Annotated in this window: 16 protein-coding genes; 1 reads left to right on the plus strand and 15 read right to left on the minus strand. The window is 36.0% G+C overall.

Translation table 11 applies throughout. From position 1 onward, the window contains the following. Nucleotides 1–123: 123 nt before the first annotated feature. The 8 genes from ABEQ74_RS06800 to ABEQ74_RS06835 form a co-directional block, all read right to left on the minus strand. Nucleotides 124–1,653: a PucR family transcriptional regulator gene (locus ABEQ74_RS06800; protein WP_430120700.1), complete on the minus strand. Its 1,530-nt coding sequence runs from the start codon at nucleotides 1,651–1,653 to the stop codon at nucleotides 124–126. A 142-nt stretch (nucleotides 1,654–1,795) separates the two neighbouring features. Continuing rightward, nucleotides 1,796–2,377, minus strand: coding sequence for a hypothetical protein (locus ABEQ74_RS06805; RefSeq protein WP_430120702.1), 582 nt, complete (start codon nucleotides 2,375–2,377; stop codon nucleotides 1,796–1,798). Nucleotides 2,378–2,784: 407 nt separating this feature from the next. Further along, the gene (locus ABEQ74_RS06810) at nucleotides 2,785–3,432 is read right to left on the minus strand and encodes a class I SAM-dependent methyltransferase (RefSeq protein ID WP_430120704.1); all 648 of its coding nucleotides are present in this window, start codon (nucleotides 3,430–3,432) and stop codon (nucleotides 2,785–2,787) included. A 114-nt stretch (nucleotides 3,433–3,546) separates the two neighbouring features. After that, nucleotides 3,547–4,092, minus strand: coding sequence for a LysE/ArgO family amino acid transporter (locus tag ABEQ74_RS06815; protein ID WP_430120706.1), 546 nt, complete (start codon nucleotides 4,090–4,092; stop codon nucleotides 3,547–3,549). A 104-nt stretch (nucleotides 4,093–4,196) separates the two neighbouring features. Continuing rightward, nucleotides 4,197–4,730 carry a hypothetical protein gene (locus ABEQ74_RS06820; RefSeq protein WP_430120708.1) on the minus strand — a complete coding sequence of 178 codons (534 nt, stop codon included), beginning with the start codon at nucleotides 4,728–4,730 and terminating at the stop codon, nucleotides 4,197–4,199. A gap of 56 nt (nucleotides 4,731–4,786) precedes the next feature. Then, nucleotides 4,787–5,251: a hypothetical protein gene (locus ABEQ74_RS06825; RefSeq protein WP_430120710.1), complete on the minus strand. Its 465-nt coding sequence runs from the start codon at nucleotides 5,249–5,251 to the stop codon at nucleotides 4,787–4,789. Nucleotides 5,252–5,316: 65 nt separating this feature from the next. Beyond that, entirely contained in the window at nucleotides 5,317–5,742 is a 426-nt protein-coding gene (locus tag ABEQ74_RS06830; protein ID WP_430120712.1) for a DUF6678 family protein, read from the minus strand. A 137-nt stretch (nucleotides 5,743–5,879) separates the two neighbouring features. Next, nucleotides 5,880–6,485 (minus strand): hypothetical protein, encoded by a 606-nt coding sequence (locus ABEQ74_RS06835; protein ID WP_430120714.1) that lies wholly within the window; start codon nucleotides 6,483–6,485, stop codon nucleotides 5,880–5,882. Between the two features lie 259 nt (nucleotides 6,486–6,744). On the opposite strand from ABEQ74_RS06835, the gene ABEQ74_RS06840 reads away from it, so the two are divergent. After that, nucleotides 6,745–7,560 carry a FlxA-like family protein gene (locus tag ABEQ74_RS06840; protein WP_430120716.1) on the plus strand — a complete coding sequence of 272 codons (816 nt, stop codon included), beginning with the start codon at nucleotides 6,745–6,747 and terminating at the stop codon, nucleotides 7,558–7,560. Between the two features lie 264 nt (nucleotides 7,561–7,824). Here the strand turns inward: ABEQ74_RS06840 and ABEQ74_RS06845 are convergent, their stop codons facing one another. The 7 genes from ABEQ74_RS06845 to ABEQ74_RS06875 form a co-directional block, all read right to left on the minus strand. Next, nucleotides 7,825–8,235: a 3-hydroxyacyl-ACP dehydratase FabZ family protein gene (locus ABEQ74_RS06845; RefSeq protein ID WP_430120718.1), complete on the minus strand. Its 411-nt coding sequence runs from the start codon at nucleotides 8,233–8,235 to the stop codon at nucleotides 7,825–7,827. Nucleotides 8,236–8,357: 122 nt separating this feature from the next. Further along, the gene (locus ABEQ74_RS06850; RefSeq protein WP_430120720.1) at nucleotides 8,358–8,744 is read right to left on the minus strand and encodes a tautomerase family protein; all 387 of its coding nucleotides are present in this window, start codon (nucleotides 8,742–8,744) and stop codon (nucleotides 8,358–8,360) included. Between the two features lie 228 nt (nucleotides 8,745–8,972). Further along, nucleotides 8,973–9,839: an alpha/beta hydrolase fold domain-containing protein gene (locus ABEQ74_RS06855; RefSeq protein WP_430120722.1), complete on the minus strand. Its 867-nt coding sequence runs from the start codon at nucleotides 9,837–9,839 to the stop codon at nucleotides 8,973–8,975. Between the two features lie 340 nt (nucleotides 9,840–10,179). Further along, the gene (locus ABEQ74_RS06860; protein WP_430120724.1) at nucleotides 10,180–10,620 is read right to left on the minus strand and encodes a hypothetical protein; all 441 of its coding nucleotides are present in this window, start codon (nucleotides 10,618–10,620) and stop codon (nucleotides 10,180–10,182) included. A gap of 31 nt (nucleotides 10,621–10,651) precedes the next feature. Then, complete coding sequence (locus tag ABEQ74_RS06865) at nucleotides 10,652–11,194, minus strand: short-chain dehydrogenase (RefSeq protein ID WP_430120726.1); 543 nt, start codon at nucleotides 11,192–11,194, stop codon at nucleotides 10,652–10,654. 265 nt (nucleotides 11,195–11,459) lie between these two features. Beyond that, the gene (locus ABEQ74_RS06870) at nucleotides 11,460–11,918 is read right to left on the minus strand and encodes a DUF2262 domain-containing protein (protein ID WP_430120728.1); all 459 of its coding nucleotides are present in this window, start codon (nucleotides 11,916–11,918) and stop codon (nucleotides 11,460–11,462) included. 55 nt (nucleotides 11,919–11,973) lie between these two features. Next, nucleotides 11,974–12,543, minus strand: coding sequence for a GNAT family N-acetyltransferase (locus ABEQ74_RS06875; RefSeq protein WP_430120730.1), 570 nt, complete (start codon nucleotides 12,541–12,543; stop codon nucleotides 11,974–11,976). Nucleotides 12,544–12,574: the final 31 nt, after the last annotated feature.

Consider the following 12,574-nt stretch of genomic DNA (forward strand, 5'->3'; position numbering starts at 1 on the left):
TCCTCAAGCTTGTTTGTTCGAATTGTTTTTCTAATTGTAAAAGATGAAGCAGGGAAGCGTCTTTTTCAGAAAATAAAAAAAATCCCGATGTTTTTGTCTGAATTGACAAACATCAGGATTTTTTCAGTTGTGGATCAGACGGTAGACCATGCAGGCGGTATAAACATCGTACGACTCCGAGTTGACGGTGACATCATATCCGATGACCTCGCTTATTTTTTTAATACGATATTTCACCGTGTTTTTATGGACGAACAGCAGCTTGCTGCAGTCATCCATACTCCCCTTCGCATCCAGCAGAAAAGTCATCAGCGTTTCCAAAGTATCCGGATCGTCCATCAACGGTTCTATGGCGGACAGACATTCTTCCGTAGTCTCTTCCCCCTGTTTACTGAGATCTATGGCCCGTTTCATCGAACGGATTTCAGCTGCGGTATATAACTTGCGGTGATGATAGATGCGGTGAACCTCTTTTTCCACACTGTTGACGAGCTGATACATCCGCCTTACGTCCTGCGTGTTCCGCATTCTCGGAGAATATACGATGCTTGATATTTCAGCCACGAGATCTGTCGTTTCCATAAACTCGGCTGCGATTTCATACTCATTGTATTTATATGAGCAATTCCCCAGCAAGACGACAATGCTATGATCGATCATTTGAATAACCGCGGTTTTATAATATTGGGAGAGATACGCTTTTAAATCTTCCCTGATCCTTTTTTCCTCCGATAAATCCTGGATGTACACGAGCCACATCATTTGGATGGCAGATACGTCGATATGAAGCAGATTGGCCAATCTGCGCATTTTTTCGCTTTCATCGTTTACGATGGCCTTAACCAAAGCGTACTCGCTGACCTCGTTATGCTTGTCTCCCCACAAATTAATAGCCACCTGCACGACCTCGCTGATTTGATCCATTGTCTTCGGTGGCAGCTTGGTATTCTCTTTAATGAGAAAGAGATACAACGTTTCCCCGTTTTTTTGATGAACACGTTTGTATTCAACGAAGCAGGACGCATCCATCTCTCCTTCTCCCGTTCTGCCGTTCAAAATGGAAGGGGCCATAGACTGGATTAGACTCGCAACATCGAGCGATGAATTGCGCGGCCACATGACACGATTGATGATATCGAGGTTGCTGTTTGTCAAAACGATGTTCGCTTTCATCCGGTCCGACAGCAGCTTAAGGGTAATTTCCACGCTCCGCAAATGTTCCGGCAGCAGCGATACCTTTTCCAGCGATTCATTCACGAAATGCTCATTTACATTCTGATTGCTGACGATTGCCTCCATGACTTCATAAATGACTTCATTATACCTAAGAGAGTAATCGTTTCTCGGCATGCAAATGATAATAAAATTCAGCGACTCCGCCAACTCGAGCACTTCATCGGCTATATCCGGCATGACAATGCCAACATAGTACAGAATCAATCCGACTTCACCAAGGTCATGCAAATATTGAACCGTTTGACATTGCTGCTCCACGCTGTCCTTAATGGAATAAAAAGAGCTAATGACCAGCTCTTCGGCATACCACTCTTCTTGAACGGTTTGAATAATTTGCGAAAAGAAATTGACATCCGCCACCTCTAAAACAGATAAAGAGGAAACGGTCTGATGAAGCCTGCTTGTTCCGGTGACCACCTGAGCTCCCCTAAAAGAGGGCAGCTGTAGTAAATCTTTAACGGTTACCCCAATTCAACCACCACTTTTTTGTTCGATTCATGCTGCTCCTACTAGTATAACCCTCGTACTGATAAGCAACCAAATAAGTTTGATTAACTACTTACCTCTTTAACTCTAAATAATTCATATTATAATCTTCGTCTAAAAAATTCATCACTCCAGAAAATCCATTTAATTCCCAGTCACCCTGTTCATTTGGAGTAAAAATGTATTCTCGCTGCCAATCCTTTAACTTCTCATCGTCACCAACATATTCTTCCTTAATGCTTAATCTAGTTTGATTAAAGAACTCGTTCTCGAAGTAACTCTTATAAAGGACCGCATTTGTTACAGTTATTCCTTTATGAAAAACAGTAGGGTATAGTGTGTTCTGTTGTACATACCTATCTGCCTCGGGACCAGCATCCATATTATGGACAAATAATATAGATAGAATGTTCTTAGCATACTCTCCAAACTCTTCGGTAAAAGATTTCTCTAATTCCTTGTACTCCACTTTGGTTACCTTTTCTCTCAGTGCTACATCAATAATCATTTTTTCTTTCTTCTCAACCATTTCCATTGCTGTGTTTAAGTCGAAATCCATGGTTTCTTCTTTTATTGGTTTTAATTGTTTGGATGATTGACAGGCTGATAAAATCAAAATAACGAATATAAGCAGAAGCAGGTGGAATCTCCTCATAATTAGCTGCTCTCCTCTACAATGACACCCTTTTTATGTATAGATTATAGTTTGTAAATCACTTATATTCTCTTAACCTTAATTCTTCAATTAGTGAGCTACTATCCGATATTCTAATAGTCTGTCTTTCTAGTAGTGGATTCCAACCTTTTGTTATTGCGTACTTAATTAAGCTAGCGCGTACACCTGGCAAATACAGATTAATATAATAAGTTTCCTTCCAATCAAAAAAAATTTCCACAAATGATGTTTTATGCACACCTGAATAGACGCGAAATGCAACATCATAACTTCTTTCATCGACAACACAAAGAAATAAATGATTATCTACAGTTATTGGTTTAATCCTCTTTCGGAAAACTTTCATTTGCTCTCCCTACTCATTGAGTTCTTAAAACTAAATTTGTTTAGACGGCGCGTCTTGGCTTCATTGCAATTTCCCACAAAACCTTTTTGTTTGTATATCTTGTAATTTCATATTCTTCATTATGAATACAATCCCACATAACATTAGAGAAAAAGCGATTGATCTGGCTCTGATCAAAAAATCTCCTATATATTCCTTCGCTCTCCATTAAATAAACTTCTTGAGTTTCTTTTGTCTCTCCTATATTTATGATTTCGTTAACTGAGTTCAATCTGCATAATAACACTCCATCGTCCTTCAAAACTCTATGGATGTCATTAATGATTGACCTAGTCGTGTGCTCATCGAAGTAATGTAAGCTTAAATCGGCTATTATTATTTTGACTGTTTCACTTTCGAAGGGGAGTCCATCTGACATATCGAAACATCGAGTATTTATGTTTGGAATAAATCCTTTTAGTTTCATCAATGCTTCTTCAGAAATATCACACGCAATCGGTTGCAACCCTCTCTCAAATAAATATCTAGAATTATTACCAATACCACAGCCTAGATCAATAATAAGTTCATTATAATCAGCTAAGTAATTAGTATATTTTTGGAGCCAATTATCATATAACGGCTCTAGACCTGGTCTTTGGAATGATTCATTCCAATATTCCTTTAAGGTTTTCATTGTTTCCTCCATTCAAAGTGCCACCCAAGGGTCGAACGGCCCGCAACATTGATACACTCACAAATATTTACTCAAAAATCCTGTATAGACTATAAATTCCGAATCCTAATAAAATGAAACTAGATATCAGATAATTAATTTCATTGTTCTTAAACTAATCATTCTTCTAAATAATCCAACAAAAAAACTTAATAATAACCACCATGTTGCTGAGCCTATAAATACCCCAAGGACTGAATAAACTGAAGATCCCGGCACTGGTCCGATATTCATTCCAGCGAATATCCCTATGAACGAAACAATAGTTAAAGGATTTGTAAGTGTTAGAAATAATGTTGTTCCAAATGTCTTGTAATAATTATTCCTCGCATGATTTTTCTCAATACTATTTCTCACTGGGACCCTAAATGTAACGTACGCTAAATATAATAAAAAAACAGCTCCAAGTAGGTTAATCCAATTAGATTGTCTTAGTAAAAATTGCGAAATGATGGTAAGCCCAAATGCAGCAATACATCCATAGATGGCGTCTGCGGTTGCTGCACCCAAACCCGCTATGAATCCATATGATCGTCCTTGGCTTAACGTTTTCTTAATGCACAATACCCCAATCGGACCGACTGGTGCTGCTATGGAAAATCCAAGTATAATCCCCTTCATTAACGGTGTCATGTCACTACCTCGTATTCTTGGTATAGAAAGATCATTTGCAAAAACAGCGTTAACTCATTGTTATGTGTATAGTCTTGCTTCTGAGATTACTGTTCTGTCCTATTTTAAGTATAACTATCTATTTCTTCTATTCGCATAAAAATTCTTGAATAAAGCTCTTCTATGTTTTCATCGGTTTTTTCATCATTATACAAACCTAATTCCCAGTATTTTAGTGTATCATCTTCATTTGATTTATAAATGCTGACAGCATAACTAGTACCAGGAGACCAATCCCAAGTCGCATCATATTTAACATCCTTTTCGGTAAAAGGAACATGACTTGTAGTTGAAATAAAAAAGAATGGGATCTGCGAATTTGTATAGATATCTGTATATTGTCTTTCTGCTGCTTGATTAAGATTTTCTCTCATAACCAAAACAGCATCATATTTGTCTAAGTCTTCTTCATTCAAATCATTAAATGATATTTTATTAAAGCTAACTTGCTTCTCTTTTATTTGCGGTGGCTCTCCAACAACGGCGATATTTAAAAACTTTCCTTCATATAGATCTAATTTAGTACTCGTGCAGGCTGAAATGACAAACAATATACTTAACAAAATACAAACTATATATTGTTTTCTAATATTTATCATATAACCTCTCCTATACTCTTTGTATGATCATGGGGCCTTCCTTTAGTTACCCAGAATCATATTTTTGAGAGTTCTTTTAATGCATCTTGAGCAACTCTCTGTACAATTTGATTCTCATGATGCTCATAATTAATGAGCAAAGGAACATATTTCTTGTTGTATGTAAGACCTATAGCATAGAGCGCATCAGCCAAATAATGAGTATCAACCTTATCAATATGTTCCGCAAGATAATCTAACTGACCTTTTGAGTAATCAGTAAGTAATTGAAATATATCATCCTTTATATCTTTATCCTGTTCTTTAAACAGTTGTTCCTGTAAAAGAAGGATTATTTCATCAAAAAACGGTAGATTATACCCGAAGTATGGATCAAGATATCTATCCAAACTGAATAAAAGGCTTCGCTTCTCACCATATTCTGATTCACTTAAGTACTTTTTAATCGCTTCTGGACCACTCTCAACAATTTCACAGTGCTTTTGAGAATATGATGTATAGCTTACTTCATTGTCTTCCATTAAGTTACCTCTCTACTTCTCAAATTTCTTGTTACATCATTTGCATCAATTTCATAAAACGTTCTTTAATCTTTTATTATTTTATCTGTTTGTGATGTATACCCGTAAATATAAATCGAATCATTACTCCGGTAATATGGAATTGAATATTCTTTCAATATCCCTATAAATTCCTCAGTAATATCAATTAATTCAGGTGGAATTAATCTCCCTGTATTTACAACCCGTCTTGGTCTAACCCTAATCCATTCAACAGCATAAAACGGCATCAGTCCTTCAACCCAATCCCCAAAATACCACACATCATCTTCAAATTCATTTGGAGACGGAGATTCGGTTAATACATACTTTGCTTGAAAAGGCGGTGGAAATGGCAAGGTGTTATGAACAGCGGTTTGCAGCTCTGTCCACTTCGTTGTATTCATAACTGAGGCTAATTGCCTTTCCGAAACTGCCTCCATAACTTTTTCTTTGTAACGATCACGTTCCAATTAAATTACCGCCTTTAGGAATCAATAGTGTTTACCCTCACCGGCTTTATGCCCACAACGGTACAGCCCACAATGCTGGTAAATCGATGCAGGGGCCGGCTAATTCTACTTCCCTGATGATTGCTGTTTTCTTTGGGTTACTTAACATTTCGCTTCTTAAGCTCATCTATTATTTTGTCCGTAATCTCATCGACGGGTTCAAGACCAGATACAAATAAATCACAAACGGCCATAACATTTGAGTTAATAGCTTGGTATAGATTTCGCACTACAATTAGATACTGAGACAAATATTCTTCAAAGCTTTTTAAAGTTTCGCTAGGAGTGGATTCAGTATTTTGTATCCCTCTTAAAATCCTACGAGCGAGTGCTACCTCTAAAGGAATATCAATACAGACTACAAAATCAATTAATTCATCCATTCCTTCCCGACCTCTACCGAAAGGTTCTTCAACTATGATGTATTTTTCTGACTTTATCATTTGATTGTTAGGTAGTTTTATCGATCTTCCTTGAACTAACTCATATAAGTCTCTATTAAATTCTGGATTATGAACTAATTTAGGATCGGCTCCTTTTTCCAACCAATCCAAATAATCATCTGGATATTTATTAGTTGAAGCATAGTCATCAAAGTGGAAGGATATTGCATCGACAAGTTTATCACTTAATTGCTTTGTTAAGGTACTCTTACCTGAACCAGATGGTCCACTCACTGCAATTATGTACGCAGATTTCTTCATTGTCTTTTGATCCTTTCTTATCCACTAATACAGCATTTTCAGCAAACGTTGACTTATTCCCGACGTCCATTCTACTTAGATAGGGCAATTGCCCTTAGCGTGAATACGATATTATCAGAAGTCTGCGTCCTTATTGATTTACTTATTTTCCATTCAATTTGAGCGAAATGAAATATTTGTATTTATAATCATATTTATATTGTTAGCAGCCGATAAAGATTGTAAAGAAATATTACCATTATATAGGGGGAGTGTTCAAATGGCACAAATTTCAAGCGTATCAAGCAAAGCACAATCTACACCGCCTGTGAAGTCTAGAGCGAATATGATGTCACCCATTGACCGAGAGATTGAGCAATTAATGAAACAAAAGGGAATTCTTAATGAAAAAATCGCTAGTATTAAATCAAATGAAAAAATGAGCTCTAAACAAAAAGATGAAAGAATTAAACTATTAACCACGGATTTGCAGTTACTTGAATCTCAAATTATGCAGAAAAGAATGGAGAAGGCTGAGAGTGATAAAAGTAATTCCTCAAAAAAGGAGGATCCCATTAAAAACAGCAATATGGAAACAAGTAAGCAAGAAATATCAGGCATATCGATGGAAAAGTTATTAGAGACCAGCAATCTACATGACCAATTGACCAAAATGGCAAGTGTACGTAGATCAATGAAAGCGGACGCTGACAATCTTAGGCATGAAGTAAGAAAGGGAAGAGCTATTCTTGGAGGTGAGAATGAGCCCGGCGACCCAGGTAAATCAGAAATGAGGAAAAATCTTGAGTTGACAGTTAATAAATCAAAAAACGAACAAGCACTGGAAATAGATAAAAAAATTACTGAATTGGATCGTAAAATAAGTGAAAAGATCGAAGGCGCTATAGAGAGTATTCAGAACGATGACAAGAAAGTGAACGTCGTCACTGAAGAGGTTGATGATCGGGAGGATCAGTCCATATCTGATCGACCTGTAAGCGCTGCTGATACGCAAAATCAGGATACTGACAAGGACAAGAAAAATAACTTACAAACTCAACGGAATATTAGTATTGGTATTGACATTCGCGTGTAGAAGAGAACTATTCCTTAAAAATATACATAAGTATTTATCATAACAATAGAACACATATAGAAATCCGAATAAATGATCTACGACACGACCCGGCTTTGATAGCTCATATCTTAGTCCGGGTCGTGTGCTGTCTGTATTAATGCATCTACCTATACTTCTGATAATCAGGCTCTAATTTCTTTTAATATTCTTCTGCTTCGTTTATCATTTCCTCGGTAAAGAGCCGGACGCAACGGGCTGTTATCAAATGTTAGATTCATCTGATTACTTAATAGTGGGTTGTAGGTATATCATGATTTCTTCTGCATTTATAATAACTTGATCTCCCACTGACGCCACTCCTCTTCCTACTACAAATCCACGCTTGTTTTTAATAATCTCATAGTATAAATCTATCTTATCTCCCGAAAATGCTTGACCCATCACTTCAATGCCTTTAAGTGAAGAAAGAAATCCTACACCATTCTCTTCTGAGAAAACGGCAAAAGCACCCAACTGAGCCAAAGCCTCTATTATCAATGTACTAGGAATAGCAGTATTCCGTTCATTCATATACCACTCATTACTTGAAACATTTTTATATCCCTTAGCCCATTTGTTTTTTTCGACTTCCAGTACTTTATCAATTAACAAAAATGGATACCTATGAGGCAGAATATCTTGAATATTAATCATTTAAGTGACTCCTTTTTTATTAACTGCAACAATTCCTGATAACGTTACCTGGATTCAGCATGTTCGTCTTTCCTTAGATAGCTCTTAAATATACTCTCACATGACTTTCCAGAATCTCATTGTTACAGATTGACCTTATAATTTAGTGTTAATTCATCACCAGGTATACCTCTTATTCCCCAGTTACTCTTCAGTGTTTCAAAAATAGTTATTTCAATATCACTTACCTCAAAACCAATTGCTTGTGTTCTCTCAAAAATCAATCTAATTAGCTTCTTTTTTACTTCTTCCGATCTACCTTCAAACATACTTATTTCAATTATTGTGTACCTCTCTGATCGATCATCAGGATAAATAAAATCATCTTTTTCCATGTAAATAAAACGATGAAACCTTTTATCTTCAGGTAATTTCAAAGAGTCCATAAGGCAAGAATGTAAAATATCTGAAAATTGTTTCTGGATTGGTTTTAAGGATTCAAAGAATCCATAAATCTTTACCTGCGCCATATAAGTTCCTCCCCTCCCACTTCAACCATGTATGATTCTTTTCAATTTCGGCCATTTCTTTCTTATAACGTTCAGGCACTCACGAACCCTCACTGGCTTAAGCTGCCGGCCGATCAAGTGCAGCAATCGTTCCGCTGGGTTGTCCGCTGAATCTATTCCCCTAAAAATTATGAGCTGTGGGTCGAGGGGCGAATGTCCAATACGTCAATTTGGAAAAAACATATTGAGTTACTTAAGCAAATGAAATTTCAAGAAGTCTATTAATTCTGTAAATGCAACTTGCACCTGTTGATCTTTGAAATTGTGATCAAAAACATGATCCGCCCCATCAATTGTGATTAACTTGCAATTTATCCCCATATCTTTTAGTTTTCCATACATAATTACAGATTGTTCGTAAGGTACATCCGTGTCCTGAGTGCCATGTAGCAATAAAGTAGGTGGATATCCTTCGGTTATATTATCAATTGGATTGTAATGTTTTATTTTATCTGCATCTAATTTAGGATCCATCTTTAATACTTCTTGAATCCAGCTTCCTTGTTGGCGACAATATACGTAATAGTCAAATCTATCCCATTTACCATTTGTAACCTCAGAAGTCCCAAATTTATTTAAAGCATTTTCCCTATCAACTATAGGTTTCTTACAGTAGTACTCACTCGGTTGTGTATACCAACTTCCTAAAATGTCCCCATATCCATAGAAAGAAATAATAACATTCGGCTTATAATTCATTATCCCTGTTAATAAACTAAGATAGCCACCTGCTGATCCTCCCATAACCGCAATTTTATTAATATCAAAGTCGTACCATTGCGTTGCTTCCGTTCGTACCCAATTAATTGCATCCCTTATATCTTCAATAATAAGTTCAAAATTAGTTTCCGGTGCAAGACGATAATCTATATTGACCACACTAAATCCATTGTTATTAAAATATTCAATCTGCTCATTTGGTAACCATTCTCTTGTTCCAAAAATTAAAGCCCCACTATGTATATATATAATTACAGGAGTTCCGGCGCCTTGATAATATATATCGGCACTAATAGAACAATTCTCAATTTGCTTATAGATCCTTGTTTCTTTCACTAATTCCCCTCCAAATAGTGTTTATTCCAGGATTTTGTCAAAAGCAAGACGAAGTATGTTCCGTTCCGCTGGATTCTCGCTGTTACACCATTGATTAATCAATCGAAAGTCAGTATTATCTGTTTTCTGATCAATTTCCTTTGCTTCTTCAAATGTCATCCACTTATAACGAATACAGGAGCAGTATATATGTACTCTTCAGTTGGTGAATAGTATTTGTTCAAATTTATTAGAATCAACTACATCTGACAAACTAAGGGCGTAAGCGCATAGCGTAAATACGATGTTATATGCTATCCATACCTCTTCGAATAATACCGCATAGTGTTCACATAGTTAATCAATACCTCTCACTTACTAACCAGTCTTTAGCTTGATCCATACTAGAAAAATATTTGATACCTAAGCTTCGCCTCGTCGATTCATGAGTTAAACATTTATTAATATTATTCTTACCACTTCTAGTTGTTCCAACTATTGCAATCTTCAATATATTTTGTTTAGTCCTAACTAGGCTTTCCATTATATAGTCTGCAATTTCATATATGACATCTGTTCCATCTAAATGGTATAGTACACGATATTGTTTATTAGTAGTTCTCATTAAGTCTTCATTCTTTTTTACTTTTTCTTTAATTAATTGCACATCCGAGCCAAGATTATCTATACACGAAATCCATACCTCTCCTCCATTATGATAGAGGGAAAATGATGCTCTTAAGTCAGGTACACTTTTGATTCGCTTAAAAAATTTAGATCCAAGCCATTTCTGGAATCCCATATATTCATTCTCCATTCATGAACTCGCAAAATCATGGTTTCATATTCCATGGGGTTAACGTTCCTACTACATATGTTTTCTTATTAAATTTTATTGCATTAATTACTCCTTTTGAAATCTCATCGTCTGTTAACCATCTTGATATATTATTTTCAATAACAAATCCTAATTGAACTTGATGATATCTGCAATTCTTTATGTTGCCCAGCTCTTTCATTATTTCTTGAAGATTTGAACTACTACCTAGAACATGAAATAGACTCCATTCATTATTAGATACTTTACTTATTTCATGACTGACAATATCAATGATCTTCTCATCATCGTGATGAATCCATGCAACAACTGCATCATAAGGACCATTGGCTGCAATTGAGTTATGAATTTCGGATCTAAATTGTTTTTCATTGTTATAATCAACCGATATACATATTATATTTTCATTATCTTCAGCTAACTTATTTAGTTTATATCGGTCTCTTCCAACAACGGATACTTTATAACCGTTATCAGTCAACCAAATTGAAGTCTTTGCAAGCATTCCTGTACCACCTATTACTAATGCATGCTTCATTGATATCCTCCCAAAAAAACAATTCCATTCCCGACTTAAACGACCAACAGGAGTTGGCCGCGATGCGGTTAGTCGTTGCGGATGTATCCGCTGGATCCATTTTCCTGCCGATTGCTTCTCTCGGACTGAAGGCCGCCAGGCTCCGTAGTGTGAATACAATGTTATATGATGTACTTGTCTTCTTGAGATTACTGACAAACTCCTGTGTGAATGCGTTAATAAATGGTTATCCGATTGTAGGTGTTTTTCAAACTACAGTACAATTCTATATTTCTGCTTTAATCAGCTTATAATCATGGTTAAAATAGGCATGGATTCTGTGTCCCCCAAATAGATCTCCATCCAAGTATTCACAGTAAATTTCATTGGATCGAATCTCTACTATTAACAAACTTATTAATTCAACAAATTCATCAGTTGTTAAGTCATACTCACCTGCATCTACAGCATCCCAGTCTAGCTCAACATCATTTTCATCATATTCTGGCCAGAAATCATTTTTATAATCTATTAAACCCTCAGCTATTTCTACTTTTGCTGCTTGCTCGAATCTCTCAAATTCAATAAACAGTAATTCGGCTTTACTTACTAATATATCAACATCGGTAATCTCATCCTCAAGTTTCAATATCCAATGCACATTTCCCTCATTATGGATATATGACTTTATTTCACTACTATAATTAAAGTGTCCTATTCCATTAACCCTTACGATCTTTTCCATTTAGGAAGTTCCCTTCATATTAATCTTTCAAAACCAGTGCTACCAATTGTTTAATTCACAACGCCGGAAAACCGTCTTTTATTATTGAATACAATTTCACATCCTGAAATGCTCCCTTTGCCCAGATATGCCTTCTCAATATCCCCTCAAATTGCATTCCAGTCTTTTCCATCACTCTGGCGGATCCGATATTATCCAGATGACATCTGGCTTCAATTCGAACTAATCCTAATTCATTAAATCCAAACTCTATAATCCTTTTAATTACCTCGGTCATGTATCCTTGATTCCAATATTCATTTGATAATACATAACCAAGCTCTGCTCTTTTATTTCGATTATCCCAACTTACAAAACTACAACTACCAATTAGTTTCTTTGCTTGTTTGTGCTCAATTCCCCAAGGTCCTACTTTCTGTGTGTTATAACGATTTAATACAAATTCAATAAATGCTCTTGTATCATCAAGTGACTGATGAGTGTCCCAAACGGTATATCTCGATACCATCGGAAATCTACAATAACTATATATATCCTCCTGATCCGAGTAACTTATCTTTCTTAATCTTGTTCGTTCAGTTTCAAGAACAGGAAACTCCTGAAAATGTTCTTCAATATGCGTCATTGCAGCCACCACCGTATGAAATATAATGTCC

It is taken from the genome of Paenibacillus solani (assembly GCF_050475945.1).
Lineage (GTDB): Bacteria > Bacillota > Bacilli > Paenibacillales > Paenibacillaceae > Paenibacillus_AQ > Paenibacillus_AQ solani_A.

Coding starts and splice junctions, on each gene's coding strand:
- ABEQ74_RS06805 (WP_430120702.1), bottom strand. CDS start 2,377: ATGAGGAGATTCCACCTGCTTCTGCTTATATTCGTTATTTTGATTTTA.
- ABEQ74_RS06870 (WP_430120728.1), bottom strand. CDS start 11,918: ATGGAAAAGATCGTAAGGGTTAATGGAATAGGACACTTTAATTATAGT.
- ABEQ74_RS06860 (WP_430120724.1), bottom strand. CDS start 10,620: ATGGGATTCCAGAAATGGCTTGGATCTAAATTTTTTAAGCGAATCAAA.
- ABEQ74_RS06820 (WP_430120708.1), bottom strand. CDS start 4,730: ATGATAAATATTAGAAAACAATATATAGTTTGTATTTTGTTAAGTATA.
- ABEQ74_RS06835 (WP_430120714.1), bottom strand. CDS start 6,485: ATGAAGAAATCTGCGTACATAATTGCAGTGAGTGGACCATCTGGTTCA.
- ABEQ74_RS06810 (WP_430120704.1), bottom strand. CDS start 3,432: ATGGAGGAAACAATGAAAACCTTAAAGGAATATTGGAATGAATCATTC.
- ABEQ74_RS06850 (WP_430120720.1), bottom strand. CDS start 8,744: ATGGCGCAGGTAAAGATTTATGGATTCTTTGAATCCTTAAAACCAATC.
- ABEQ74_RS06840 (WP_430120716.1), top strand. CDS start 6,745: ATGGCACAAATTTCAAGCGTATCAAGCAAAGCACAATCTACACCGCCT.
- ABEQ74_RS06845 (WP_430120718.1), bottom strand. CDS start 8,235: ATGATTAATATTCAAGATATTCTGCCTCATAGGTATCCATTTTTGTTA.
- ABEQ74_RS06815 (WP_430120706.1), bottom strand. CDS start 4,092: ATGACACCGTTAATGAAGGGGATTATACTTGGATTTTCCATAGCAGCA.
- ABEQ74_RS06865 (WP_430120726.1), bottom strand. CDS start 11,194: ATGAAGCATGCATTAGTAATAGGTGGTACAGGAATGCTTGCAAAGACT.
- ABEQ74_RS06825 (WP_430120710.1), bottom strand. CDS start 5,251: ATGGAAGACAATGAAGTAAGCTATACATCATATTCTCAAAAGCACTGT.
- ABEQ74_RS06875 (WP_430120730.1), bottom strand. CDS start 12,543: ATGACGCATATTGAAGAACATTTTCAGGAGTTTCCTGTTCTTGAAACT.